Below are 26,387 nucleotides of genomic sequence, written 5' to 3'. Positions count from 1 at the left end.
GAGGCGCTGGGCGTTTAGTGTATTTGTGGTCACTTTGCTATTTAATTTTTATTTATTTTCGTTGTTTTTTTATTTAATCGTGCAATCCTAAGAAAAATAGCCGAAATCCATTTTTCCGAATCCGGCCAGGCGGTCGCGCCGTATCCTCCGCAACGGTCCGGATGCCATTAGCGGAGCAAGCCATGAGTCAATCTCCATCGCTCGTGCCGAACATGACGACAGACCGGGACGTCTATCTCGTGCTCGATGATTTCGGCCGGCGGCTCGGCCGCGCCTGGTGTGAAACTGCCGAGGAGGACGCCAATCGGGCGACCCTGCTCAGACATTTGGTCGAGGGGCAATATCTCCATCCGGCACGTGTTGTGGCCTTCAATACAGCGGAAGGATGGTCACGAGATGCCACCGCAGAAATAGCGGACGAGCTGCGCCGCCGCTTTGTCGAATTCGAGGAGACAGATCCCTCGTTGCTGGAGTTTTTGGAAAGAGCGGCGAGGCGCTGAAGCTCGAGCTTGACGGAGGCCGATGAGCGCCTTTCGCGTTAATGCGCGTGGTCAATGAGTTCTTACCGGTCGGCCGCGATTGGCCGTTCGCATTAAGGATGCCCCGACGAAGTTCGGCAGCCCTGGATTTTGCGGCATATACTGCCTGCGACCTTCGCAAATCCATTTTTGGGCAACTGGGGCACCACCGCAATGTCGCGTACTCTCGCTGTTGTTTTCTCGACCGCCGTCGCCGCGATTTCCATGACGGGCGCAGCCTCCGCCGGCTGCTACAATTGCTACGCACCGCCGCCGTGCCAGACCTGCTATCAGCAGCAATACGTCGCGCCGCAGTACCGCACCGTCGATGAGACCGTGATGGTCTCCCCGGGCTCCGTCGTCGCGCATCGCACGCCCGCGCAGTACCGCACCGTGATGGTCCCGCAGACCGTGATGGTCGCGCCGCCGAGCGTCCAGTACGAGCGCATCCCCCCGCAATACGCCACGCGCCAGCGCGTCCAGATGGTCTCGCCGGGGTATTCCTATTACGCCCCGGTGCAGATGGGATGCGCGTCCTGCGGGTACTGAGCTGACGCAGTCACGAAGAACATTCGCGCGGCGCTCCTAACTGGGCGCCGCTTTCTTTTGCGCAGTATAAAAGGGAGCGGATCTTTGAACCGGTAAGCCCTTGTTGCCGAGCTACATGTACCAAAGGACAGAGTGCGGCAGTGTTTTGCGCGGAGTTTGAGGCGTCGTCCGAGAGATTCTATCGGGTCAGCGTCAGTACCATATGGACCGTATCAGGTTCGCGGCGTTCTACGCGTTCGAACCCAAATCTGCCAAGAACCCTGAGCATCGCAGCGTTGTCCGGCAGCACCTCCGCGGTCAGTTCCTTCAGCTTGGCTTCGCGGGCAAGGCTGATCAGGTGACGCAGCAGCAGTCCGCCGATGCCGCGTCCTTGCCAGGCGTCGATCACCATGAAGGCCGTCTCGGCGCAGCCCGGCCCGGCTGCGACATATCGCGCGCCGCCCACGATGGTGCTCCGACCTGCATTCGCCACGCACGCGACCAGCGCCACATGGTTCTTGAAGTCGACGTCGACGAAATAGGCGCGCTCCTTCTCGGAGAAATGACGTTTTAGCATGAAGAAGCGGCGCTGGAGGGACTGTGTGCCCACCTCGCCAAGCGCGGCCAGCATGGCGGCCTCGTCATCTGGCCGGAGAGCACGGATCTCCACGGCCGTACCGTCGCGGAGCTGTTCGTTTCGCGCGTAGTTTGCTGCATTCAACATGCGTTCGCGTCGCAATTGTTGAGCCGTTTCGTGACCACGGCACCCGTCCCATCAAGCCGCCTTCAGTCCTTTGCCGGTTGATTTGGATCAAGCCTGCAGTCCCGGTCCGGCCGCTAGGCTTTCCGCATGGAGCCAACCAGCCGGGCGCAGGCCTCAAACCTTGAAGACACTTCGCCAACTTTTTTCCACCAGCGACGTCGTTCAGCTCGTGATCCGGCTCGGCTTGCTTGCGCTGCTGATCCTGTGGACGCTCCTGATCATCCGCCCCTTCGTGCCGATCTTGACCTGGAGCGCGGTGCTTGCCGTGGCGTTCTATCCGGTCTTCAGCTGGCTCGCGAAATGTCTGGGCGGCCGCCCGCGGACAGCGGCGGTGCTCCTCACCTTCATCATGCTCGGCATCGTCATCGGTCCGGCGGCCTGGCTCGGCCTCAGTGCGGTTGAGGGGGTCAGGGAGCTCGCAGGGCAACTCGGCAGCGGCGATCTCGTGCTGCAGGCGGCGCCGGAGCGGCTCAAGGACTGGCCGCTGGTCGGGCCGCAGCTCTACGATCTCTGGAATCAGGCCTACACCAACATCCGCGCGGCCGTGCGCGAGGTTGCGCCATATCTGAAGCCGATTGCCGGCATGATGCTGTCATTCGCAGGCAGCGCTGGCCTCGGCACGCTGAAATTCCTGATGTCGGTGCTGGTCGCCGGATTTCTCTTTCCATATGGTCCGCAGCTCGTCAGTGCGATCCGCGGCTTCCTGTTCCGAATCGTGCCGGAACAGAGCGAACATTTCCTCGAGCTGGCGGCTGGGACCATCCGGGCGGTGTCGCAAGGCGTCATCGGCGTCGCCATTATTCAGGCGCTGCTCGCCGGCATCGGATTCAAGCTGGCGGCCATCCCGAGCGCGGGGCTGCTCGCCGTCATTGTTCTGCTGCTGTCGATCGTGCAGCTCGGTGCGGCGATCGTCCTCATTCCGGTCGTCATCTGGATCTGGATGGACAAGGACGTCACCACGGCGCTGCTACTGACGGTATTTCTCGTCATCGTCGGTCTTCTCGACAACATCCTGAAGCCGCTGGTCATGGGACGGGGCCTCTCCACGCCGGCGCTCGTCATCCTGATCGGAGTGATCGGTGGCACGCTTGCGCATGGGATCATCGGTCTGTTCATCGGACCGATCATTCTCTCGGTCGCCTGGGAACTCGCAGCGGCCTGGATCCGCATCGACCGGGCCGTGCCGCCTGCGCAGCTTGTCGCTGACCGTTGACTTAAATCAACGTCTCGGCGATGGCGGCGCCTCTTGAATGCCTTGCACGACGACGAGGTCGAACATGGCGATTGAAAATCTGAAGCTCCCCGATGGCCCGCTGTCTGGGTTAGTCGCTTCGGCCGTGGAATACATGGTCGATGCAGGACAGCGCAGCGTCCTCTTTTTGGACATCATGCGCCAGCGCGGCGATCAGTATCGCGAGCATGTCGCGCAAACCGCGCCGCATGTCCTGCAATATGCCGCTGAATTGATCACGGATGGCCGGAAGCTTGATGAGCCGGTCAACTATGCGCTGGTGCGCATCGTTCCGCCCAAGGACATCGACATCGACATGAGCCGGCGGCCATTCGTCGTGGTCGATCCGCGCGCCGGCCACGGTCCCGGAATCGGCGGCTTCAAGGCGGACAGCGAGATTGGCGTCGCGATGAGAGCGGGACATCCCTGCTACTTCATCGGGTTCCTGCCGGAGCCGGTGCCCGGCCAGACCATCGAGCGCATCGCGCGGGCGGAAGCGAAATTCATCGAGACCGTCATCGACCGCCATCCGGAAGCGGACGGCAAGCCCTGCGTGATCGGCAATTGCCAGGCCGGCTGGGCCGTCATGATTTTGGCATCGTTGCGACCTGAGCTATTTGGCCCTCTTATCATCGCCGGCGCGCCGCTTGCCTATTGGGCAGGCGTGCACGGCAAATATCCGATGCGCTATTCTGGCGGCCTGTTGGGCGGAAGCTGGCTCACCGCGCTGACGAGTGATCTCGGCGCTGGCAAGTTTGACGGTGCCTGGCTGGTACAGAATTTCGAGAACCAGAACCCCTCGAATACGCTCTGGACCAAGCAGTACAACGTCTATTCCAAGGTCGATTCAGAGGCGGAACGTTACCTCGACTTCGAGCGCTGGTGGGGCGGGCACGTCAACCTCAATGCCGAAGAGATTCAGTTCATCGTCGATGAGCTGTTCATCGGCAACAATCTTGCCGCAGGCCGGATCGAGATGTCAGACGGGCAGAAAGTCGATCTGCGCAACATCCGCTCGCCGATCGTCGTTTTCTGCTCCCAGGGTGACAACGTCACCCCGCCGCAGCAGGCGCTGGGCTGGATCCTGGACTGCTATTCCAGTGTCGACGAGATCAGGGCCTACGGCCAAACCATCGTGTATACCGTTCATGAGAGCATCGGTCATCTCGGCATCTTCGTGTCCGGGGGGGTGGCCAAGAAGGAGCACGCGGAATTCTCCAGCAATATTGACCTTATCGACGTGCTGCCGCCTGGGCTCTATGAGGCCACTTTCGAGGCCCGCGGTAACGAGACACTCAACGCCGATCTTGCAGCAGGGCAATGGGTGATGCGTTGCGAAGCACGAACGCTGGACGACATCCGAGCGATGGGCGGCAATTCTCCAGAGGATGAACGGCGATTTGCGGCTGCCAAGCGCGTCTCGGAATTCAATCTCGCGGCCTATCAGAAGTTCTTGCGGCCCTTCGTGAAGAGCATGGTGACGCCGCAGCTAGCGGAATCGGCGCGCAACATGCACCCGCTCCGACTGCAGTATGAGCTCTTCAGCAGCCAAAATCCCTGGATGTCCACGGTCAAGGCGGCTGCCGATCGGGTCGAGGATAAGCGCAAGCCGGTATCGAAAGACAATCCGTTCCTGGCGTTCCAGGAGCAGATGTCCAAGCAGATCGTCCATGCGCTGGATAGCTGGCGTGATGCGCAGGAAGCGCTGAGCGAGACCGTCTTCCTGAACGTCTATGGCTCGCCGCTGCTTCAGGCCGCCGTAGGCATTGACCCTAACTCGGTACCGTCCCGCCGCCGCGAGATGTCCGCCGAGCATCAGGCCATGCTCGCGAAGCGAATTGCCGAGCTGAAGTCACAGATCGAGGAGGGCGGCCTGCGCGAGGCGGCGATCCGGGCGCTGCTCTATGTCGGCTCGGCGCGTGGCATGGTCGACGAACGCAGCATCGAGGCGCTGCGGCGGGTCCGGCGTGACCATGCCGGCCCACGGATGACGCTCGCCGAGTTCAAGATGCTGGTGCGCGAGCAGTTCTTTATGCTGCTGCTCGATCGCGGTGCCTCACTCGCGGCCATCCCCAAGCTGTTGCCTGACGACATGAACCAGCGCCGCGCGGCCTTCGTTGCGATGCGCGAGGTGCTATCGGCGAGCGAGGACCTTACCGGCGAGCGCGCCAACCGACTGAAGCAAGTTGCCGAGTTGTTTGGGCTGGAAGGGGAAAAAGAGTGGACGTCAAACGTCGCCCCTTTCGACCCCAAGGCCAAAGCGTCGTGACGCGCATTGGCGGAAGCGGGAGTGACAGGATGCTGACTGAGGCAACCGACGTTCAATCCGGCAGCAAGTATGATCGCTTGATAGCGGCGGCGAGGGCCGCGCCGCCGACACCGACCGTGGTCGTGCACCCCTGTGACGAAACCTCGCTGCGCGGCGCCGTCGATAGCGCGAGCGCCGGCATCATTCGGCCAATCCTGGTTGGACCGGAGCGGAAGATCAAAGATACCGCCGCCAGATTCGATCTCGACGTATCCGGCTTCGAGATCGTCGATGCCGCTCATAGCGATGATGCCGCGGCCAAGGGCGTCGAGCTAATCCATGCCGCGCGGGGCGAGCTGCTGATGAAAGGCAGCCTGCATACCGACGAGCTGATGCGAGCGGTGACGGCCAAGGTTGGCGGCCTGCGGACCGACCGGCGTATCAGCCATGTCTTCGTCATGGACGTACCCGCCTATGCCGAGACCATCTTTGTGACGGATGCCGCCATCAACATCTTCCCCGATCTCGACGCCAAGCGTGACATCATCCAGAACGCGATCGATCTCTTCAACCAAGCCGGCTTCGGCCAGACTCCGCGGGTTGCAATCCTGTCGGCGGTCGAGACGGTGACGTCGAAAATCCCCTCGACGATCGAGGCCGCAGCGCTCTGCAAGATGGCCGATCGCGGCCAGATTGCCGGCGGCTTGCTCGACGGTCCGTTGGCCTTCGACAATGCCATTGACCCCGAGGCTGCGCGGATTAAGGGCATCAAGTCCGAAGTTGCCGGCAGGGCCCAGATCCTCATGGTTCCGGATCTGGAGTCGGGCAACATGCTGGCCAAGAACCTGACGTATTTCGCCAAGGCGGACGGCGCCGGCATCGTGCTCGGCGCCCGGGTGCCCGTCGTCCTGACCTCGCGCGCGGATTCTCCGCGGGCACGGATGGCCTCCTGTGCGGTGGCTGCGCTCTACGCTTACGCGCGGCGCCAAAAGGCGCCGACAGTTGCGGCTTGACGGCTATGGACACCATCCTCGTCGTCAACGCCGGCTCATCAAGCGTCAAGTTCCAGGTCTTTGTCGTCGAGGGCGAAGGCCGGCTTCTTCGGATGATCAAGGGCCAGGTGGAGGGTATCGGTAGCCGTCCGCGTCTGCGCGCGAACGGCGCTGGCGGCGATCCCATGGCCGACCGGGCCTATCCGATCGAGGCGATTCCGGACGTTCCGGCGGCAATGAGCGTGGCAGGCGAGTGGCTGCGGAGTGAGGTTCGTGTCAATCCTCTCGCCGTTGGGCACCGCGTGGTCCACGGTGGGCCGGACTATGAGCGGCCGGTTCTGGTCGATCATGGTGTGGTGTCGCGGCTAGAGCGGTTCGTTGGGTTGGCGCCGTTGCACCAGCCGCACAATCTGGCCCCGATCCGTTCGATCCTCGCCAATTTCCCGACGGTGCCACAGGTCGCATGTTTCGACACTGCATTTCATCGCACGCATGGTCCACTGGCCGATTATTACGCCATCCCGCACCAGCTCCACGCCGAAGGCGTGCGGCGTTACGGTTTTCACGGACTCTCTTATGAATACATCTCCAGGAGCCTGCCGCAGATCGCGCCTGATATCGCAAAGCGCCGGGTGATCGTCGCTCATCTCGGCAGCGGTGCCTCGATGTGCGCCATGAAGGATGGGCTGAGTGTCGAGAGCACGATGGGCTTCACGGCGCTCGACGGGCTGCCAATGGGCACGCGTCCCGGCCAGCTCGATCCCGGAGTCGTATTGTACCTGATCTCGGAAAAGGGAATGACTGCCCCCAAGGTGCAGGAGTTCCTCTATCGCGACTGCGGCTTGAAAGGTCTCTCCGGCGTCAGCAACGACATGCGCGAGCTTGAGGCGAGCACCGATCCGCAAGCGAAGCTCGCAGTCGATTACTTCACCTATCGCATCGGTCTCAATGCCGGCATGCTTGCCGCCGCGCTTCAGGGCCTTGATGCCTTCGTCTTCACAGCCGGCATCGGCGAAAACTCGAGCGGCATCCGCACGCGTGTAGCAGAGCAGCTCCGCTGGCTCGGCGTGACACTCGATGAGGCCGAGAACGCCCGCCATTCGAACCTCATCTCGGCGAAGAGCAGTCTCATTCCTGTCTATGTCATCCCGACGGACGAGGAGGCGATGATCGCGCAGCACACGTTGTCGCTGCTGATGAACGGCCATTCGCGTAACACCAGACATAAGAGGGTGTCATGATTCCAATATTTCCGGACAGCAAGGTCGCCCTTAAAGGCAAGAAGGGCCTGGTGGTCGGTATCGCCAACGATCAGTCAATCGCATGGGGGTGCGCCAGGGCGTTCCGGGCGCTCGGGGCTGATCTCGCCGTCACCTATCTGAATGACCGCGCCAAGAAGCATGTCGAGCCGCTGGCGCAGGCGCTGGAAGCGCCGATCTTCGTGCCGCTCGACGTCATGGTCGAAGGCCAGACTGAAGCCGTGTTCGAGCGCATCAAGTCGGAGTGGGGACAGCTCGATTTCCTGCTGCATTCCATCGCCTTTTCGCCCAAGGAGGCGCTGCACGGCCGTGTCGTCGACGTTGGCCGCGACGGCTTTTTGAAGACCATGGACGTCTCCTGCTGGTCGTTCCTCCGGATGGCGCATCTTGCCGAGCCTCTGATGAAGAACGGCGGCACGATGTTCACAATGACCTATTACGGCAGCCAGATGGTGGTGGAGAACTACAACATCATGGGCGTGGCGAAGGCAGCGCTCGAAGCCTCGGTTCGTTATGCTGCCGCTGAATTGGGTCCGAAAGGCATCCGTGTGCACGCGATTTCGCCGGGACCGCTTGCGACCCGCGCCGCGTCAGGCATTCCCGAATTCGATGAACTCATGGACAAGGCGCAGTCCAAGGCACCGTCGCGCAGTCTGGTCAGCATCGACGATGTCGGCAACGCAACCGCCTTTCTCGCACTTGACGGCGCCAAGCTGATCACCGGTGGTGTGCTTTATATCGATGGCGGGTATCACATCATCGACTGATCAGGCATGCGCGTTGCATGAGGCTGTTTCCGACATGTCGTGTTCAGCGATAGTGCAGGGCGATCAGCTCGGCGACGCAGGCGGGCTTCTTGCCGCCCTCGATCTCGATCACGAGGTGATAGTTCACGCGCAGTCCGTCCGGCGGCATGTCCTCGGCTTCGGCGACCGTGACCCGGCCGCGCAGTCTTGAGCCCGCCGGCACCGGGGCGAGGTACCTGATCCGGTCAGCTCCGTAGTTCAGCGTGTTGCGAAGGCCCTTCAGGCCGATGACAGAGCGGATGAACAGCGGCGCCAGGGCAAGTGACAGCAGGCCATGTGCGATGGTTTTGCCGCCCGGCATCTCCTTGCTGGCACGTTCCTGGTCCACATGGATCCATTGTTCGTCGCAGGTCGCCTCGGCGAACTGATTGATGCGTGCCTGGGTGATCTCGATCCATTCACTGGCGCCGATCTCGGTGCCGATAGCGGATTTGATCTCATTGAAATCGCTGAACATGCGCATGATTGTTCTGCTCAAAGTCTCATTTCCGGGACGGTGTCTTGAATGACCAGTTCGGCCTCGGTGACAGCCATGACCTCTCCGACACTGATGCCGGGCGCCGTTTCCAGGAGGGTCGCCCTGCCACCAGGGAAGCCGATCACGGCCATGTCGGTCACGACGAGGTGGACGGGCCGCGCCGAGGTCAACGGCAGCGAGCATTTTGCCACGAGCTTCGACTTGCCCTTGGCCGCGTGCTGCATGGCGACGATGACGCGCTTGGCGCCGCTGACGAGATCCATGGCGCCGCCCATGCCCGGCACCATCTTACCGGGGATCATCCAGTTGGCGAGATGACCATGCGCGTCGACCTGAAGCCCGCCGAGCACCGTGACATCGACATGACCGCCGCGGATCAGTCCGAAGGACATCGCACTGTCGAAGGTCGAGGCACCCGGCAACGCGCTGATGGGACGCCCGCCGGCGTCAGTGAGCGTCGGATGAGCCATGCCCTGCTCAGGAATTGGCCCTATGCCGATCAGCCCGTTCTCCGATTGGAAGAATACCTTCAGATCTGATGGCACGTAGTTTGCGACCAAGGTCGGAATGCCGATGCCGAGATTGACGAGATTGCCGGTCTTCAGCTCCTTGGCTACCCGTCGGGCGATGATGATCTGGGGATCCATGACGTCACCCGTTGGTGATGAGATAGTCGACGAGCGGCGCGGGGGTGACGACGTGATCGGGCGCAATCACGCCGACGGGCACGATATTCTCGGCCGTCACGATGACGGTGTCGGCCGCCATCGCCATGACCGGGTTGAAATTGCGCGAGGTGAGCGCGTAGGAGAGGTTGCCGAGATAATCGGCGAGGAAGGCGTGGACGAGCGCGAACTGGGCGCGCAGCGCCGTCTCCAGCAGGAATGGCTTGCCGTCGATCTCGATCTGACGCTTGCCTTCGGCGACCAGTGTCCCGACGCCCGTGGGCGTCAGCACGCCGCCGAGACCGCATCCGCCGGCGCGGATGCGCTCGACGAAGGTGCCTTGCGGAACCAGATCGACGGCGATCAGGTTCGCCAGCATCTGCTCCTGCGCCTTCGGATTTAGACCGATATGCGTTGCGGTCAGCTTCGACACGAGAGCCTGATCGAACAGCTTGCCGACGCCCTTGCCGGGCGTTGCAGCGTCGTTGGAGATCAGGGTAAGCCCTGTCTTCTTCTGACGCACGACTTCGTCGAGCAGGCGCTCCGGTGTCCCGACGCCCATGAAGCCGCCCACCATAACGCTGGCGCCCGCCGGAATCATCGCAACGGCTTCTTCGACGGAAACGGCCTTCATGCTTGAAACTCCGGGGTCGGCCGACGATGTCAGAAGGCGGATGTTGGCGCCGGGCGACTCTCTTCCTTTGATCTGCGTCAAGACTCCCGGTCATTCCGATCAGGATGCCTCGATACCGATGTTCGCTAGTGTTTCGCGCCAGAGCTTGCGCACGCTGGCATGACGTTGCTCGAGGATGGCACTCACCGCATCCCGATGCGGCGCAAGGTCCGTGCCCTTGAGGAACAGAATCTGGGCCTGGAGCAGCCGGCCGCTCTCGAACTCGATTCGCCGCAGCGCCATCACAAAGGGATCCTGCGCATTGGCCTCGGTCGGGAGCAGCGCGGCCGGCCGGATACCGGCGTGCACGGCATGGGCAAGCGTCGCAAGGTGAACCGCCTGGGCGAGGCGACGGTCCGGGATTTCGTCGATTGGGGCGGGCAACCAGGCGGTCTCCCAGGACGCAACCATGTACCCCAGGGCCAAATCCGGCACCCAGCTTGTGGCGCGCATCAGCAGCGAAACAATCTCGGTCTCGCGATAGAACTGCGCATTCAATTCGGTCTGCCACGCCGCGTCGAGACTTACAGGCAGCGTGAAGGCGAATTGCCGGGCGAGGGCGCCATGCGCCGAGATCAGGAAGGCTGCGATCCGCGTCTGCTGCGCCGGTGGGACACGTGCGTCTGAGTCTAGCGGGCCGAGGAATCCGCTCATGCCAGCGCTCGCTTGGCCGGTATAGCGCGCAGGTGATCGTAACCGTCAGGGAACGGTGTCAGCTCGCCGCCGGGCTCCTCGGGCGCGACCCATACGGCTTGATTGCCTTGCCAGCGGCCGGCCAGCACATCGTCGGCAAAGCGCGCGAGAAGATCGGCCGTCAGGGCGCCTTTCTCAAGTGTGAAAGCGTGATACGCCTTGGGAATGATCACTAGCGAGCTGTTCGGGATCTCAACCCGCAGGGTCTCGTGCAGATGACGCGGGGTCAGAAAATCGAACTCACCATTGAGGATCATGGTCGGAGCCGAGATCGCTGACAGGCGCGGCGTTAACGGTTGGAAGTCGAGAAAGGACTCCATCAGATTTTGCAGCGCGTAGACATCGTTCACCAGCCAGCCCTGGCGCTTGACGCTGTCGAGCTTGTCCAACAATGGCTTCAACCAATGGTCAGACAGGTTCATAGGCAGCAGCAAATCCTGGAGATAGCCTGTTCCTCCCAGGATCAGGCCGGTCCGTAGGGCGTTGCCGAGAAGCAAGAGCTGCGGCGTCAGCTCGGCGAAGCAGCTCATCGGCACCAGGCCGGACAGCCGCTGCCCATGCTCGATCGCATAACGGAGCGCGATCAGGCCGCCGAAGCTGATGCCGCTCAGGAAGACCGGCCCCTCGCCAAGCGCTTCAATCAGAAGCCTGAGCGCGGCAACCTGGTCGTCCTGACTGATAAATAGCGTCGGTTTGTCGGAGACCCCTTGACCGAGGAGATCGAAGGTTGCGACGCGAAAGCCTCGTGTCAGCAGCGCCTCGCGATAGGCGCCCCATAGCTCCGAATATTGTGTCAGTCCATTGACGAAAACATAGGCCGGCGCTCTCGCCGGCCCATCGAGCTCAAAGCGTATTCGATACGAGCCGTGATTGAGAAAGGGCATCGCATAAGACTACCGACATCGCTGCTACGATGCTCAACTGCCGCGAGCGGATTCCATTGAGCTAGATCAAAGATCCCCGTTGCGACCTTCCTAGCGTTCCAAAAACTGCGCAGGGAGGAATCCGTCATGTCCGCGACCGGCTTCGCGAAACGTTGCTCCGTCGGCCTGATTGTACTGCTGGTCGGCACCGCTCTGGCAGTTGCACAACCCTTCACGCGCCGCTCGTCGCAGGTGCAGCATGACGAGCTGAAGAAGACCTACGAGATCGCCAACTTCCGCCTTGGCGGCAAGTACGACCTTTCCAATCCCTCCAAGTGGGAGAATGGCGGCGAGGGTGGTGTCACGCTCGAGTCCCTCGGCGCTGGTAAGTTGCGAACGGCCTACATCGCCATCGGTAACGCGCGACGCAACGCCGCAGGCGAGATTACCAATGCCGTCGTGATCAACTCCTATTATTCGGGTGACTCCACCGACATGTACGAGCAGTGGGTCAAGGGCGCCGCCTTGTCTGGGGGCGTCCCGATCATCGGTTCGGGACGGCCGATCGATACAGACCGCTATTATGTCATCATGGTCGATCCGCTCGGTACCTGGGGCGCCAGCAAGCCGTCCGATGGGCTCGGCATCAAGTTTCCGCAGTACAGCTACTACGACATGGTGCAGGCGAACTATCGTCTGCTGCGCGACGAACTGAAGGTCGCGCGTGTTGCATTGGTCACGGGCGTGTCCATGGGCGGTACGCAGACCTATGTCTGGGGCGTCATGCACCCCGAATATGTCAGCGCCTTGATGCCGATCGGCGGCACGACGCAGTCGGATGGAGAGGATCCCGTCGGCAATTGGACCTTCCAGATGATGACGGCCGCGATCCAGGGCGATCCGGTCTGGCAAGAGACCAAGGGCGACTATTACAAGCTACCGAAGGAAAAGCATCCGGTGCCGGGTGTCGCGTTCGGCTGGTCGATCCTTGGCATGACTGGTTATGACTTCGCATTCCGCACAACCCAGAACTGGGGCGCCGTGCAGCCCGAAATTTTCTACTGGGATCCGCCGAACGAGAAGGCCGGTTTGAACGTCATCAATCGCGCCAAGCTCTATGACGCGGTCGATCTCGTCTGGCGCAACCGGGTTGGCGAGACCCACAACGTCAATCCGCATCTCGGCCGCATCCAGGCGCGCACGCTGGTGATGCACATCACCAACGATCTCTGGCTCAACTTCAAGCTGGCGCAGCAGGCGGTCGATCGCGTGCCCGGCGCGGACCTGATCGCGCAGGAAAGCCCGGTCGCGCATTACGGCGTATTCCCGATCATCAACCAGCGCAAGAACGATCCGAAATTCGTCGCTTTCATGGACGACGTTGCAAGCCTCGATCGCGCGCAGAAATTCGCCGACAAGAACTATCGCGTGCCCGGTGTTGCCGAGAAGATCGATCCGGAAAAATCCTTCTGGAAGGATTTTGTGACATATCCCTATCCGGTCAAATTCTCCAACGCCAAGGACAAGAGCGGCAAATCCTGGCAGATCGGCTACATGGATGAATATAACGGCACCGACAGAGACCCGAAGGTGCTGGTCATCATCCACGGTAAGGGCGCCTTCGGCGGCCACTACGGCAACATCATGCAATATGCGCTGCGGAGCGGGGTGCGCGTGATCGTGCCCGACCTGCCGCATTATGGGATGTCCGGGCCCGGCAATCTCGACAAGAGTCCGGCGCGCACCATGCAAGACATGCGCGAGGTGATCTACGACCTCGTCGTCAACCAGCTCGGCGTGAAGAAGGCGGTGTATCTTGGCCACTCGCTCGGCGGTCAGTTCGTGATGGGCTATGCCCTGACCTGGCCCGACGCCGTGCAGGCGCTTGCGCTCGAAGCACCATCGGGCCTCGAGGAATATCCGCGCGACATCACGATAGCCAAGGACAAGAAGGCAAAGCTGTTCGACCCGGATCTCGGTCGAGATTTCGACAAATGGAAGTCGGTCTGGGATCAGACTGGCATTCTCGCCGCTGAAAAGGCGCGCGACGAGCAGGGCGTCCGCGATTTCTTCTACTTCAAGAAGCGTGACCCAAACACCGGCGCAGTGTCGGCAGCGAAGAGCGGGTATTTCTACAGTGACAGTGAATATGCCCGCTTCCACACCGATCAGCGCGTTGGCCTCATCAGGGGCAACCCGAAGGAGCTCGATCAATGGTGCAACGTCTTCATTTTCGACATCTATACCATCGGGGCTGAGCTCCAGCAGGACGACCCGAAGAACCTCTACGAGCGGCTCACGCAGATCAAGGCGCCAATCTTCCTGGCCTTCGGCGACAAGGAGCCGTTCATCCCGACGCCCGCTTTCAACGGGCTGACCGATCTCGGTCGCGACGTGATCTCGCCGTTCATGACGCGGATGACCAATGCCGGCAACCGACCAATCCTCAAGATCTACCCGGAAACAGGGCACTTTATTCACACCGATAATCCGGTGGAGTTCTCGGTGGACGTCGTGGATTTCGTAACCAAGGGCAGCATCGACACGTCTTCGCCGGCGAGCATCGACCGCATGATCAAGGGAGCTGTGGTGTCTGCTCTGCCGGTGGCGCCCACGCCTCCCGGAGCCGCGCCCACCGCCGGCCTGAACAAGTAGAGCCGCACATGGCAAGGGTGCAGGCAGGTGAGGTCCAGCTCGGCTGGCGGGAGTGGGGGCGGGGCGACGTCGCCGTCGTCTTCATCCACGGCAATCTCGCCAGCAAGGACTGGATCGAGCTCGCCGCGCCCCTGTTTCCGACGGGCCTGCGCGTCGTCGCCATCGACTGGCGCGGTTGCGGCGACAGCGATCGGCCGAAACCGACCGCGGGCTACGCCAACTATTCCATGCAGCAGCATGCCGAGGACATGCTGGCGGCCCTCGATACGCTCGAGATCAGCTATTGCCATCTTGCGACGCATTCGACCGGCGGCATCATCGCCGCGCGCATGCTCTTGATGCAGCCGGAACGCTTCGGCCGTGTGTTCTCGCTCGATCCGGTGACGCCGCTCGGCATGGCCTTCAATGCCGATCAGATCGGCCTTTTCCGCGCGATGATGGCGAGCAAGGAGTTGACGCGGACGATCATGGCAACGGCGGCGTCTTCGCTGTTCGTGCCCGAGAGCATGGCGCCGAACGCGGTCCCGCGTTTTCGCGAAGGACTGCCTGAGATCCAGGCCCTGTTCGATCGCATCATCGACCAGACCTTTGGCGTCTCCGAAGGAATCTGGATCGGCACTCCCGTCAATCTCACGCGGGAGAAGGAAAGCCGTGAGCTGGAGCGCCGGATGCAGCAGCTACGGCATCCGCATCTGGTGCTGTGGGGCGAATGGGACGGCTGGATTCTTCCGGCCGACCTGCGTGTCATGGCTGAGGCGATGCCGGATTGCCGCCTCGTCATCGTGCCCGGCATCGGGCACTCGATGAATCTCGAACGGCCGGCACTCTATGCCGGCTATTTCGGCGCCTGGTTCGGAGGACTTCCCGCATGAGCGAAACCGTCTGAAAGGAGCGACATCATGGCCGAAATCAATGTGTCCGCCGAGAGCATGCGTGCGTCACTGAGCGAGGCGCTCGGTCGCCTGCGCAAGGCCAATTCGGACTATTTCGAATTGCTGGAGCGTGCTCTCGGCTCGTCGCCGCTGCCGGTCGCGAACCAGGCGAAGGAGTTCTGCGCCTTCATGCAGCACAATGTCACCGCAACTTTCGATCTCGGCGACAAGCTGATCAACGCAAAGGACATGCAGGATGCGCTCAAGCTTCAAGCCGATTTCTTCCAGGACCAGATGCGCTCGCTGACCGACCAGGGCCGGGCCATGAGCGAGTCTGCGATGAAGGCGGCGGGAGGCATGTTCAGTCCGAAGGCCTGACAACACCGGCGATCGCGGAGGGACCTGCCCGCAGGGTAATCCCTCCTATCCCTATTGATGAACGCAGAAGCGCAAGTGAGGTCGGTTATGGCCGGAACGAACAAACTCTCGGTCGAGAAAGCTCTCGAAAAGTTGCGTCAAGATGATCAGATCAAATCGAGCGGAGAGCAGCGTGACGAAAAGAGTGAAGACCTGCGTCAAGAGATCAAGCGCATGAGGGCGCAGCGATCGCGGCTTGATCGCGCGCCCTCCAAGTAAGGCGGGGTGGCAGCAGTAGCCTGCTGAGGTGTGTCCAGGCGCGACCATCCAGGTGCGCACGGATCGAGCCGGCCAAAGCTGGAGTAAAAGCGATGTGGGTGCTGATGTATGTCTTTTCCTACTCGATCAGTCCTGCCGCGACGAACGACAAGGCGGAATGGCGACTCCTTCCGACGGTTGTCTTCCAGGAGTTTTCCAACGAAGAGAGGTGCCGGAAGGCCAAAGTCACGCTTGAAGGAAGCTTGAGCGAGGCGGGCGCCAAGCTCCGAAGCGGCTTGGAGGATCTCAAGAGCCTGGGTAAAGCGGATCCAGCTCAGATCATCATCGCCTACAACGTGGAATGCCTGCCGAAATAGGCCCTAGGCCGCGGTTTAGCCCGGGTGCCCTCATCTGTGGACGCGAATCGGCAATCGGTAAGAGACCGCGGGCATCGTACCGATAGGTCCAAATTGGGTCCAAGTTCGCGTTGCGCTCAGTCCGAAGCTAAGCTAACTCCCTGGGATTGTTACGAGGGAAGGGTGGCCGAGTGGTTTAAGGCACCGGTCTTGAAAGACGCACGGGACTGTCCAGCCCCGTGCTACCCCGTATCAACTTGTCTTGTTTTTCCGTAGGTTGGGGGCGTCGCGCTCACTGCCGAGAAGTCGCTGGAAGACATCGGAAGACACTGATCCGGCGCCTTTGGCCCCAAGATTGGCCCCAAGAGATAGCCCGTACGAATGACCGCGCCTGATCCGGATGTCGACTTCTTGGTTCAGAACGCCAACCGCCTCGTCACGGTCGCGACCAGATGCCTTTGGTCGTTCGGGTCTGCGGACGGCCTCAACGACCTCCTGCTCTCGCCGGAGGACCCCCACGGCGATTGGCGGGAGCCGGTGACGATCTTGCATCGTGATGTCGTGCTGATGGCCGCGTTGAGGATCGCGGTCCTGCTTGACGCCGATGCGAAGCTCCTCAGCTTTCAATCGTTCTATCGTCGCCTCGCCACTGCCGCCCGACACTGCAACGCCTGTCGGAACGAAACTATCGTAAGCACTCGACACAAAGTGTTGTGTCGCGTGGAGTCAGTAGCGTCCCGGCGTCCTACCGTGCCCAGCTTCACATCGCCAACCACGACATCAAGGTCTTCACTCGCAACGGTCTCGACTGGATGCGCCGCTTCCGGAAGGTGGCGCAAGACGCGGACCTGATCAACGCCAGCTCCGCCGTCAACGATGACGAGATCGTCGTACCAGGCCAGGGCGGGACTGACTTCGCGATCCTGCAAAAGAGCCTGACGGACACGGCCGACAACATCGAAGCGGATCGCCGACAGTGGCGTCTGGGTCGAGCTGCAGCTCCTCGCGGAGATTGAATATCGCGGGAAGTTAGGCAATGGGCATCTTCGGCATCCCTTCTTCAAGGGGCCTGCGGGAGAACTGTGATGGCCAACCTCAGTCTCGCCGAACAGATTGAACGGAGCTATGACCTCGCCATGGTGGCGCTTGCCTCCACAGTGAAGACAAGTCGACCTACTAAGCGCCATCCGGTTGCGGTGTTTCCATGACTTACGCGACGGTGCCTGTCCAGATCTTTGATCTGGATCAATCGGGCCTTGGACGTGCGCTCACAAATGCGAAGTGCACCTGAACAGGGGGAGGCTAACATGAGCAGGTTTTTTCGCTTCGTTGTGCCACGGTGCGGAAATACTAGTGGCGGAGCCGCAGCAAGGCACCTCCAATGAACACAGCTGTTTCGACCAGTGACCGTTCCTTCACGTCGGCTTCGGGACGTCGATCGCCACTGTGTTCATTGCGGTCGTACTGTCGTCGGGCTGTCGCTTGTCTATTTGAACTCGCGCGTCACCGACATCACGCGGATTGCAGCCGGAACCTACAAAGGGCGCGCAGCTCGGGGCGGACCGGATCGACTGAGTTCAGAAACGTATGCGACCTCGACATGCTGGGCGGACTTCCCTCCGTCCAGTCCGCAGACATCGACGAAAAAACTTGGCCTGATGACGGCGATGCTGCACAACAACGAGCCGCTGTTCAACTTTTATGTCGATCCCATTTTTCGTCGGCTCAAGAAGGTTGGCACAAGCTGCATATGCCTTCTGCAGGTCGTTCGCTCGATGGCAGCATCGGTTGCGACGCCGACGTCGTTGAGCGCGATTTAGCAAAAAGTCGGGACATTCCCTCGTGAGCGCGACAATCTTACCGCGGATTCATGTTGCCAACATTCGTCCTTCGCCATAGCCTTGGAGGTTGTTGGCGAATTGGAATGCATCTTGTCGCTCACGTGGATGCTTCTTTTCGATTTACGGTTTTACCGAGGGTTCGCCGCGGCGTCTTAAGAGACGTGTTCAGAACCTTTCAATAAAGTGGCGAGCACATGCGCGATTTTGCCCACCGAACCGTCGAACGGGGCGCGGCACGTGAACGAATTGAAGCGACCAAAAAATGCAGGGGCAACCTGATGTCGAACGATTGCTCGATACGAGCCGGCCAGACGATTCATAGGGTGCAGCAAGACGACGCTTTGAGGGACTTCAGGTCGCGCGCGACACGCCCCTCTAGCTCCGGACTGTGGGAGAATTGCACATCGCTACCGGAGGCGCCGCCGATCGCAACCGACGATCACGATGAGATCCCCCTATGCGGGCCATCTGGCCAGGTCCCCGGTAGAGGTTTCCGATCTGCGTGCACGGCGGGCGCGGCAGGGCTCTCGCTTGACCTGACAGATCTTTCCGGGGTCGAGATGGTCATCCTTGACGGCGAAGGACGCGTCGTCGCGGGAAACGATTCATGGCGTCGGTGCGTGCTCGCCGCGAGCGGCGGGATTGACGATAGCGCTGTCGGGCAGCGATATCTGTCGCTGGATTTCTTGCGGCCTGTCCGGGCGGACTACCCCGCCTATCGCGCGGGCTTCGAGGAGCTTTTGCGGGGTTCCGCGAGCGAACTAAATCTTGCCGTGCGCGTCCGGACGATGGTCGGTAAACAGCACTTCCGCGTGCATGCCGCCAGGTTCGCTCGTCCGGACGGAGTTCAGCTCGTCGTCATGCGTGAGGACATTTCCGACCTGCGCGAAGCCCGGCTCGATCTGGCGGCACTGGCCGGCCGGCTGGTCGACGTGCAGGAGCGCGAGCGGGCGCGCTACGCCGAGGAGCTCCACGATTCAACGGCGCAGCATCTGGCCGCGGCATCGTTGAACGTGATGGTGCTCAAGGAAAGGGCTGGGCGAGAAGGCTGGGATATGGACGCCGTGATCGCCGAGCTGGAGCGTTCGATCTCGGAGTCCCTTCGCGAAATCCGTTCCATCAGCTATCTGCTGCACCCGCGGACCTTGGATCGTGACGGCCTGAGCGCCACCTTGATACGCTTCGCGACCGGCTTTTCGACCAGGACCGGAATCGCGGTACGGTCTGCGGTCGCCAATGACATCGAGCGCCTCCCAACGGTCGTTCAGCGTGCGGTACTGCGGATCGCTCAGGAAGCACTGACGAACGTGCATCGGCATGCCAGTGCCGACGCGGTCGAGCTGCGGGCCAGCATGCACGGCGACGCTCTCGCTCTTTCGATTCGCGACAATGGGCACGGCTTCGGACGTGCCGTTGGGTCGGAAGTCGTCGCAGGCGTCGGAATAGCTGGTATGGAGGCCCGGGCTCATCGCTTCGGCGGAAGTTTGCGTGTCAGCTCCGATTCTTCAGGCACGACGGTGGTTCTCCGGATCCCATTGCGAGGCAGGGCCAAGGGGCTTGGCGCAAAGCTTCGGCCGACGTCCGCGAACCGGTCGCGGAGGCATCGCGCCGCTCCAAGGCCGATTCAGGGAGATCTCGCGCTTTTTTAGGGAAACACCCTAATTGTTCCTCCGGGCGGCCCTGCTAGGCTTCGCCCGCCGAACTTCAGTCGAGGCGGGGTCTCGCATGATCAAGATCGTCATTGCCGATGATCATGAAGTCGTGCGGTCCGGGCTGCGGACGATACTCTCGACGCGTCCCGACTGGGACGTGGTCGCCGAAGCGGCCGACGGCAGGGAAGCGTTGACCGCGGTGCTGGCGGCGAAGCCGAACGTCGCCATACTCGACTACGGTCTACCGACCATCAACGGCGTGGAGCTTACCCGGCAGATCCGCTCGCGCTGTCCTGAGACCGAAGTGCTGATGTTCACGATGCGGGACGACGACAGCATCGTCGAACGCGCGCTGGAGGCCGGCGCGCGAGCTTACCTCCTGAAGTCGGAGGCGTCCCAGTTTCTGCTTTCCGCGATCGAGTCGCTGGCGCAGCACAAGGCCTTCTTCACCGGCGTCGGTTCCGAGAAGTTGCTGGACGCATTTCTGAATCCGTCCCGCCGCCGCGACAGGCCGCTCCTCAGCCCGCGGGAAAGGCTGGTCATTCAGTTGATCGCGGAGGGACGCAGCAACAGGGAGATGAGCGACATCCTCAGTGTCAGCGTCAAGACGATCGAGGCGCAGCGCTCCGCGGCGATGAAGAAGCTTGATCTCACGACGACGGCGGCGGTCGTACGGTACGCCATCAGAGAGAAGCTGATCGATCCGTGATCCGATCCGGACTACCAAGTGCGCTTTAGGGCTGCTCCGCAACACCTTTTAGGGTTTGCCCTAATCGACGGCCGGCCGGATCGCTCGCAAACTTCCTCATGGAAGCAGAAGCTGGATCGCCACACCTCCTGCGGCCGGTGGATGCATAAGCCAGGGAGGGTGCAATGATTTCTTCCGCCAGAACCTCAATTGCGATCTGCGCGGGCGTCTTGAGCATGACCATGTTCCACGGCGAAAATGCCGTGTCGGCGCCCATCCATCCCGCAGCGCTGACGTCTACGGCCTCGGGTCCGCCCTTGGAGCAGGTGCGCTACGCCGCCGGTCGTCGCGGCGTAGTGGTCGGTCCTCGTGGGGGTGCCGTAGCTCATCGCGGCGGAGTTGTAGTCGGTCCGCGCGGTGCGGCCTATCGGGGTCGCACCGTCGCGGTCGGTCCCCGAGGTAACGTCGCCGTGCGCCGGACAACGGCCGTCGCCGGCCGCGGCGGCTGGGCGCGGCCGGGCTGGTACGGCTGGCCAGCGGGCGGAGCCATCGCCGCCGGCGCAGCCATCGGGGTTGTCAGCGCGGCGGCTGCGGCGGCCTGGGCAGGTGCTCCTCCAGCGGCGGGCATGTGCTGGTACTATACCGATCCGTCGCGGACCCAAGGCTTCTGGGACTACTGCCGGTAGGGGGCCGCCGTGCTGCAGATCCAGGTCGAAACTAGCGACGCTCGGCCGGTCGGCGACGACATGGTCTGGATCGACGGCGGCACCTTCCGGATGGGATCCGACCGTCACTATCCTGAGGAGGCGCCCCTCCATCGGGTGACAGTCGACGGGTTCTGGATCGACCGAACGCCCGTTACCAACCGGCAGTTCAAGGCCTTCGTGAACGCGACCGGCCACGTCACCCTGGCCGAGCAGGTGCCTCATGCGGAAGACTATCCGGGGGCGCTGCGCGAGATGCTGTACGCCGGCTCTCTCGTCTTCAACTCGCCGAAGCGGGTGAAGACCCTGACCGACTGGACCAAGTGGTGGAGCTTCATGAAGGGCGCCAATTGGCGTCGTCCTTATGGCTCCAAGAGCAACATCAAGGATCTCGACGAACATCCCGTCGTGCACGTCGCTTACGCGGACGCGCTGGCCTATGCGGAATGGGCAGGCAAAGATCTGCCGACCGAGGCCGAGTGGGAGTTCGCGGCCCGCGGCGGTCTCGACGGTGCGGAGTACGCTTGGGGCGACGCCCTGATGCCGGGCGGGCGGCACATGACCAACACGTGGCAAGGCAGCTTCCCGGTCCGCAATCTCGGCGAAGACGGGTTCGAGCGTACCTCGCCGGTTACGGCCTTTCCGCCGAACGGCTACGGCCTCTACGACATGATCGGCAATGTCTGGGAGTGGACCTCCGACTGGTGGTCAGCGGCGCACCAGCCCGATTCCGGCAAGGCGTGCTGCATTCCGAAAAATCCGCGCGGCGGCCCGGAGCGAGGAAGTCTCGATCCCCGGCAACCATTCATTCCCATTCCACGCAAGGTTCTGAAGGGCGGCTCGCATCTCTGCGCGCCGAACTACTGCCGCCGCTACCGCCCCGCCGCGCGACATGCCGAGCCAATCGAGACTTCGGCAAGTCACGTAGGATTCCGCTGCGTTACACGCGCCTTGAGACGTCCAATGCGGCAGCCGTTGCCGCGGTTGGTCCAGTCGGAACATCCTTCAAACCATGGAGACCCGAATGAGTGAGACCAGATTTAAGACAGATACGGGCGCAGGCAAGCCTGCAAAAGGAATGGGCAGGTTTCTAGGGGCCATGTTCGCCACGGCGTTGGTGGCGACGAGCCTTTCCCCATTCGTAAAGTCTCCGGCTTCGGCGCAGCAGAACGCCGCGAAGCCCAACATTCTCGTCATCTTCGGCGACGACGTCGGACAGTCCAACCTGAGCGCCTACACCCGCGGAATGGTTGGCTACAAGACGCCAAACATCGATCGCATCGCCAACGAAGGCATGATCTTCACGGACTACTATGCCGAGAACAGCTGCACGGCCGGACGCTCGACATTCATTACCGGGCAGGCCTGCATGCGGACCGGGCTGTGCAAGGTTGGCATACCGGGCGCGACCGTTGGACTTCAGAAAGGCGACATGACCATCGCGCAAGCGCTGAAGCCGCTCGGCTATGCCACGGGGCAGTTCGGCAAGAACCATCTCGGCGATCGGGACGAGTTCCTGCCCACCGCCCACGGCTTCGACGAATTCTTCGGCAACCTCTATCACCTGAATGCAGAAGAAGAGCCTGAGCGGCCGTACTGGCCGAAGGACGATGCGGCGTTCGTGAAGGCCTATTCGCCGCGGGGCGTCCTCAAGACCTCCGCCGACGGCAAGATCGAAGATACCGGACCTCTCACCAAGAAGCGGATGGAGACTGTCGACGACGAGACGACTGGTAGTGCGATCGACTTCATCACGCGGCAGGCGAGGGCGAACAAGCCGTTCTTCACCTGGATGAACTTCACGCGCATGCATATCTTCACGCACGTGCGTCCCTCGATGCGCGGACAGAGTGGCATGCCGGGCAACGAATACGCTGACGGCATGGTCGAGATGGACATGAACGTCGGCAAGCTGCTCAAGACGCTCGACGACCTCAAGATCGCCGACAACACGATCGTCGTCTTCAGCACCGACAACGGTCCCAACGCCTTCACATGGCCCGATGCGGCGACGACACCTTTCCGTTCAGAGAAGGACACGAACTGGGAAGGTGCATTCCGCGTGCCTGCGATGATCCGGTGGCCCGGTCAGGTCAAGCCGGGCTCGATCTCGAACGGCATCGTGTCGGGGTTGGATTGGTTTCCGACGCTGCTCGCTGCCGCGGGAGATCCCGGTGTAAAGGATCGGCTCCTCAACGGCTGGCAGCCGCAGGGAAGCACGACCACGTTCAAGGTCCATCTCGATGGCTATAATCAGCTCGATTACATCACGGGCAAGACCGACAAGAGCGCTCGCAACGAATTCTATTATTTCAACGATGACGGCGATCTCGTCGCGATGCGGAATGGAGACTGGAAACAGGTCTTCGAAAAGCAGGAACAGCCGGGCCAGTTCGACGTCTGGGCCCATCCGTTCACGGCCCTGCGTGTGCCGAAGTTGTTCAATCTGCGCATGGACCCGTACGAACATGCGGAGATCTCGGGCAGCATGTACGATCAATGGCGCGTGGAGAACGCGTACATGATCGCCCAGGCACAAATAAAGGCGGCGGCATTCCTGCAGACCTTCGTTGAATATCCGCCCAGTCAGAGGATCGCGAGCTTCAGCATTGATCAGATCCGCCGCGGGGTGGACAAGAAGATCGACGAATCCTTCAAGAAGCGAGGTCTCGAATAGTCGTCGAGACACACAAGGCGAAGGCGGCTTCGGCCGCTTCCGCCTTCCGGTAGGGAATCGACGATGGGCGCCCGAACGAACGCAGCCTCCCTCACGATGAGCGATGCCCGGGGACTTTCGGTCTCGCACGGACGGCTCACCGCGATGGTCTGCGGTCTTCTGTTCTTCTCCGGCGGCGCGGCGCTCATCTATCAGGTGCTCTGGATCAAGCAGCTTTCGCTGGTCGTCGGCGCCGAAGTGCATGCCATTTCGATCGCGATCAGCGGCTTCTTTGGCGGTCTCGCGCTCGGAAGCTGGCTGTTCGGACGCTGGGCGGATCGCAGCGGCCAGCCAGTGCGTCTCTACGCCTTCTTGGAACTCGGGACCGCGATCGCCGGCATCGCCGCGACTTTGGCGCTTGCCAATGCCGGCCCGGTCTTCGTTCGGCTGGAAGCCATCAGCCAGGTTCTCGCCTGGGCATCGGTGTTCGTGCTGATTGCGGTGCCGGCCTTCATGATGGGCGGGACGTTGCCTGTACTCGTCCGTTCGCTGACGGGCTGGCAGGACGCCGGCGACGTCGGCGGCAGGTTCTACGCGGCCAATACGGCTGGGGCCATCATGGGCGCATTGCTGCCTGTCTTTCTCCTCATCCCGCTGTTTGGGATTCGCGGCAGCGCCATCTTTGCGACCGCGCTCAATAGCGTGGCCGCGATCGGCGCGTTCCTCCTCGATCGATCCATGCGGCGGCAGGACGTGGCTGCCGCGAATTCGCCGTCGCAGCGGTCGAATCCCGCGACCGCGCGATGGGCCGTTGCATTGTATGCTGCGGCAGGTGGGATCGCGCTCGGTTACGAAATCGTGTGGTCGCAGGCCGTCATCCCGCTGATGAGCACGCGCAGCTTCGCCTTCTCGATCGTGCTGGCGACCTATCTCGCTGGCATCGCCTTGGGGGCCGCGTTGTTCGCCCGTCTTGGCGGTCGCGTCAAGGACACGGGTGCCGCGTTTGGACTCCTGATTGCGAGCGCGGGTTGGCTTGCGCTGGTCGAAATTGCAGCTTACGGGCCTTGGCTGATCGTCGCGCAGACCGTGTTCGAGACGGCGACCTACCGCATCACCGGAAGCGACCTGGCCGGGATGTCCGCCCGGTTCGTCGCGACAGCACTCTGCATCGTGCTGGCGCCGACCCTGTTGCTCGGCGCGGCCTTCCCGGCGGCGCTGAAGCTCGTCGTCGGGGACGGTAAGGTGGGCCGCGACGTCGGGGTCGTGGTCGCCGCGAACACGCTAGGTGGCATCGCCGGCACCCTCGTGACCGGCTTCGTTCTGATCCCCCGTTTCGGTCTCGTCCGCACGCTCGGCATCCTGGCGGTCGCGGCCGCGGTCGTCGGCGCCATCGCAGCGATCAGCTTCGTCAGCAGCAGCCGGAGCAGATGGGCGATCTTCGCCGTTGGCCTGGCCAGCGTCTTCGTCGCCGTGCTTACGCCATCCGAACAGATCATCCGGCTGACGGCGCGGGGAGGCGACATCACGTTCTACGACGAAGGCGCCGCAGGAACGGTTTCGGTCGTCGAGACGTCGAGCGCCGGTCGCAGTTTCCACCGACTCTACATCCAGGGCGTCTCCAATTCCGGCGATGCGATGCCGTCGCTGCGCTACATGCGCCTCCAGGCGTTGCTGCCGCTGATCATTCACAACGGGGATCCAAAGTCGGCGCTGGTGATCGGCTACGGCACCGGAATCACCGCCGGCGCCCTCTCGCAATTTCCTGGCCTGGAACGCCGTGTCGTGAGTGAACTCTTGCCCGCCGTGCTTCGGGCAGCACCGAACTTCAAGGGGACGTTCGACGCAGGGACGGATCCGGGTCTCGAGAAGCGGCTGAGGGACGGACGCCGGGAGCTGCTAAGCAGCGAGCAGCGCTACGACCTGATCACGCTCGAACCGCCGCCGCCTTCCGCGGCCGGGGTCGTCAACCTCTATTCCTCCGACTTCTACCGGCTATCGGCGTCGCGGCTGAACGACAAGGGCATCGTCGCCCAGTGGCTGCCGCTGCCGACGCAGAACGAGGAGGACACCCGCGCCCTTGTCCGCAGTTTCATCGACGTGTTTCCTAATGCTTCGCTTTGGAGTACGGAGCTTCACGAAACCTTGCTCGTCGGCAGCTTGCTGCCCATCGAGCTCGACGTCGCGCGTATCTCGGAAAGGCTGCGGCGAGATCCGACTTCGAAGGCGCTCGCGGACGTCGGCGTCAACTCGCCCGCGGCGCTGCTCGCGACCTGGGTCACCGATCGCGAAGGACTAGCACGCTTCGCCGGCGATGCCTCCGCCGTGACCGATAACAGACCTTCCATCGAATATGCCACCTGGGTCCGCCGCGGGGAGTTCGCACGTACGTTTGCGCGCCTCCAGGAACTCAAGGGCGATCCGCCGATCGCAAACGCCGCATCCGATTTCGTCCCGTTGCTCGCTGTGGAGAGCGAAGAGCTGCGTTCGTTCTATCGCCTCGCCCTGAGCGCCCTGGCCGGTGACCGGGCGACTTACGCCCGCGATGTCGAGCGGACTCGGGATGCTGCCAGGAAAAATCCCTATTACCGATGGTTTGTCGGCGCCAAGGTGCCGCCTTGATGGAATGTCGCA

The 26,387-nt window shown here is 62.1% G+C and carries 28 protein-coding genes; 21 read left to right on the top strand and 7 right to left on the bottom strand.

Going from position 1 to position 26,387, the window contains the following annotated elements:
- The first annotated feature begins 212 nt into the window (after window positions 1–212).
- Window positions 213–500 carry a hypothetical protein gene (locus CV770_RS13490; RefSeq protein WP_245453755.1) on the top strand — a complete coding sequence of 96 codons (288 nt, stop codon included), beginning with the start codon at window positions 213–215 and terminating at the stop codon, window positions 498–500.
- Window positions 501–743: 243 nt separating this feature from the next.
- On the top strand, window positions 744–1,067 hold the full coding sequence (locus CV770_RS13485; protein WP_091963737.1) for a hypothetical protein: 324 nt from the start codon (window positions 744–746) through the stop codon (window positions 1,065–1,067).
- Window positions 1,068–1,245: 178 nt separating this feature from the next.
- Here the strand turns inward: CV770_RS13485 and CV770_RS13480 are convergent, their stop codons facing one another.
- Entirely contained in the window at window positions 1,246–1,770 is a 525-nt protein-coding gene (locus tag CV770_RS13480) for a GNAT family N-acetyltransferase (protein WP_091963636.1), read from the bottom strand.
- Between the two features lie 160 nt (window positions 1,771–1,930).
- On the opposite strand from CV770_RS13480, the gene CV770_RS13475 reads away from it, so the two are divergent.
- The 5 genes from CV770_RS13475 to fabI all read left to right on the top strand — a co-directional run bounded on the left by CV770_RS13475 (window position 1,931) and on the right by fabI (window position 8,306).
- Entirely contained in the window at window positions 1,931–3,022 is a 1,092-nt protein-coding gene (locus CV770_RS13475; protein WP_104462690.1) for an AI-2E family transporter, read from the top strand.
- A gap of 64 nt (window positions 3,023–3,086) precedes the next feature.
- Complete coding sequence (locus tag CV770_RS13470; RefSeq protein WP_104462689.1) at window positions 3,087–5,309, top strand: DUF3141 domain-containing protein; 2,223 nt, start codon at window positions 3,087–3,089, stop codon at window positions 5,307–5,309.
- 29 nt (window positions 5,310–5,338) lie between these two features.
- Window positions 5,339–6,301 (top strand): phosphate acetyltransferase, encoded by a 963-nt coding sequence (locus CV770_RS13465; RefSeq protein WP_104462688.1) that lies wholly within the window; start codon window positions 5,339–5,341, stop codon window positions 6,299–6,301.
- A gap of 5 nt (window positions 6,302–6,306) precedes the next feature.
- Window positions 6,307–7,521, top strand: coding sequence for an acetate/propionate family kinase (locus CV770_RS13460; protein WP_104462687.1), 1,215 nt, complete (start codon window positions 6,307–6,309; stop codon window positions 7,519–7,521).
- On the top strand, window positions 7,518–8,306 hold the full coding sequence (gene fabI, locus CV770_RS13455) for an enoyl-ACP reductase FabI (RefSeq protein WP_091963651.1): 789 nt from the start codon (window positions 7,518–7,520) through the stop codon (window positions 8,304–8,306). Before CV770_RS13460 ends, fabI begins: the two co-directional genes overlap by 4 nt.
- 43 nt (window positions 8,307–8,349) lie before the next feature.
- Here fabI and CV770_RS13450 read toward each other — a convergent pair whose 3' ends face one another.
- The 5 genes from CV770_RS13450 to CV770_RS13430 all read right to left on the bottom strand — a co-directional run bounded on the left by CV770_RS13450 (window position 8,350) and on the right by CV770_RS13430 (window position 11,738).
- Complete coding sequence (locus tag CV770_RS13450) at window positions 8,350–8,808, bottom strand: MaoC family dehydratase (protein ID WP_104462686.1); 459 nt, start codon at window positions 8,806–8,808, stop codon at window positions 8,350–8,352.
- An 11-nt stretch (window positions 8,809–8,819) separates the two neighbouring features.
- Window positions 8,820–9,470, bottom strand: a complete 651-nt coding sequence (locus tag CV770_RS13445; RefSeq protein ID WP_104462685.1) for a 3-oxoacid CoA-transferase subunit B — start codon at window positions 9,468–9,470, stop codon at window positions 8,820–8,822.
- 4 nt (window positions 9,471–9,474) lie between these two features.
- Window positions 9,475–10,122, bottom strand: a complete 648-nt coding sequence (locus tag CV770_RS13440) for a CoA transferase subunit A (protein ID WP_104462684.1) — start codon at window positions 10,120–10,122, stop codon at window positions 9,475–9,477.
- Between the two features lie 99 nt (window positions 10,123–10,221).
- On the bottom strand, window positions 10,222–10,815 hold the full coding sequence (locus CV770_RS13435) for a hypothetical protein (RefSeq protein ID WP_104462683.1): 594 nt from the start codon (window positions 10,813–10,815) through the stop codon (window positions 10,222–10,224).
- Complete coding sequence (locus tag CV770_RS13430; RefSeq protein WP_104462682.1) at window positions 10,812–11,738, bottom strand: alpha/beta fold hydrolase; 927 nt, start codon at window positions 11,736–11,738, stop codon at window positions 10,812–10,814. Before CV770_RS13430 ends, CV770_RS13435 begins: the two co-directional genes overlap by 4 nt.
- Before the next feature lie 126 nt (window positions 11,739–11,864).
- Between CV770_RS13430 and CV770_RS13425 the strand changes: the two genes are divergently transcribed.
- The 10 genes from CV770_RS13425 to CV770_RS13390 all read left to right on the top strand — a co-directional run bounded on the left by CV770_RS13425 (window position 11,865) and on the right by CV770_RS13390 (window position 20,417).
- Window positions 11,865–14,372 (top strand): alpha/beta hydrolase, encoded by a 2,508-nt coding sequence (locus tag CV770_RS13425; RefSeq protein WP_104462681.1) that lies wholly within the window; start codon window positions 11,865–11,867, stop codon window positions 14,370–14,372.
- Window positions 14,373–14,380: 8 nt separating this feature from the next.
- A complete protein-coding gene (locus tag CV770_RS13420) occupies window positions 14,381–15,244 on the top strand; it encodes an alpha/beta fold hydrolase (protein WP_104462680.1) in 864 nt (287 codons plus the stop codon).
- 27 nt (window positions 15,245–15,271) lie between these two features.
- A complete protein-coding gene (locus CV770_RS13415; RefSeq protein WP_104462679.1) occupies window positions 15,272–15,622 on the top strand; it encodes a phasin in 351 nt (116 codons plus the stop codon).
- Between the two features lie 87 nt (window positions 15,623–15,709).
- Window positions 15,710–15,880, top strand: coding sequence for a hypothetical protein (locus tag CV770_RS42565; protein WP_165637625.1), 171 nt, complete (start codon window positions 15,710–15,712; stop codon window positions 15,878–15,880).
- Window positions 15,881–15,972: 92 nt separating this feature from the next.
- The gene (locus CV770_RS13410; RefSeq protein WP_060736755.1) at window positions 15,973–16,236 is read left to right on the top strand and encodes a hypothetical protein; all 264 of its coding nucleotides are present in this window, start codon (window positions 15,973–15,975) and stop codon (window positions 16,234–16,236) included.
- Between the two features lie 692 nt (window positions 16,237–16,928).
- Window positions 16,929–17,231, top strand: coding sequence for a hypothetical protein (locus CV770_RS13400; protein ID WP_104462677.1), 303 nt, complete (start codon window positions 16,929–16,931; stop codon window positions 17,229–17,231).
- Between the two features lie 69 nt (window positions 17,232–17,300).
- Window positions 17,301–17,423 carry a hypothetical protein gene (locus CV770_RS43870; protein ID WP_283811314.1) on the top strand — a complete coding sequence of 41 codons (123 nt, stop codon included), beginning with the start codon at window positions 17,301–17,303 and terminating at the stop codon, window positions 17,421–17,423.
- Between the two features lie 392 nt (window positions 17,424–17,815).
- Complete coding sequence (locus CV770_RS41595) at window positions 17,816–18,061, top strand: hypothetical protein (protein ID WP_146101284.1); 246 nt, start codon at window positions 17,816–17,818, stop codon at window positions 18,059–18,061.
- Between the two features lie 555 nt (window positions 18,062–18,616).
- On the top strand, window positions 18,617–19,705 hold the full coding sequence (locus CV770_RS13395; RefSeq protein WP_161499991.1) for a sensor histidine kinase: 1,089 nt from the start codon (window positions 18,617–18,619) through the stop codon (window positions 19,703–19,705).
- A 76-nt stretch (window positions 19,706–19,781) separates the two neighbouring features.
- A complete protein-coding gene (locus CV770_RS13390; RefSeq protein ID WP_104462675.1) occupies window positions 19,782–20,417 on the top strand; it encodes a response regulator in 636 nt (211 codons plus the stop codon).
- 25 nt (window positions 20,418–20,442) lie between these two features.
- On the opposite strand, the gene CV770_RS41590 is transcribed toward CV770_RS13390, so the two are convergent.
- The gene (locus CV770_RS41590; RefSeq protein ID WP_146101283.1) at window positions 20,443–20,673 is read right to left on the bottom strand and encodes a hypothetical protein; all 231 of its coding nucleotides are present in this window, start codon (window positions 20,671–20,673) and stop codon (window positions 20,443–20,445) included.
- A gap of 193 nt (window positions 20,674–20,866) precedes the next feature.
- Between CV770_RS41590 and CV770_RS44230 the strand changes: the two genes are divergently transcribed.
- From CV770_RS44230 to CV770_RS13370, 4 genes are all read left to right on the top strand, one after another.
- Window positions 20,867–21,082: a hypothetical protein gene (locus CV770_RS44230; protein ID WP_104462698.1), complete on the top strand. Its 216-nt coding sequence runs from the start codon at window positions 20,867–20,869 to the stop codon at window positions 21,080–21,082.
- A 9-nt stretch (window positions 21,083–21,091) separates the two neighbouring features.
- Window positions 21,092–22,132: a formylglycine-generating enzyme family protein gene (locus CV770_RS13380; protein WP_502693596.1), complete on the top strand. Its 1,041-nt coding sequence runs from the start codon at window positions 21,092–21,094 to the stop codon at window positions 22,130–22,132.
- 46 nt (window positions 22,133–22,178) lie between these two features.
- Window positions 22,179–23,777, top strand: coding sequence for an arylsulfatase (locus CV770_RS13375; RefSeq protein ID WP_502693597.1), 1,599 nt, complete (start codon window positions 22,179–22,181; stop codon window positions 23,775–23,777).
- 63 nt (window positions 23,778–23,840) lie between these two features.
- Window positions 23,841–26,375 carry a fused MFS/spermidine synthase gene (locus CV770_RS13370; RefSeq protein ID WP_245453754.1) on the top strand — a complete coding sequence of 845 codons (2,535 nt, stop codon included), beginning with the start codon at window positions 23,841–23,843 and terminating at the stop codon, window positions 26,373–26,375.
- Window positions 26,376–26,387: the final 12 nt, after the last annotated feature.

This window comes from Bradyrhizobium sp. AC87j1 (genome assembly GCF_002936975.1).
Taxonomy (GTDB): Bacteria; Pseudomonadota; Alphaproteobacteria; order Rhizobiales; family Xanthobacteraceae; genus Bradyrhizobium; species Bradyrhizobium shewense.
The sequence above is the reverse complement of the archived record's forward strand: the minus strand, read 5'-3'. Positions and strand labels throughout refer to the sequence as shown.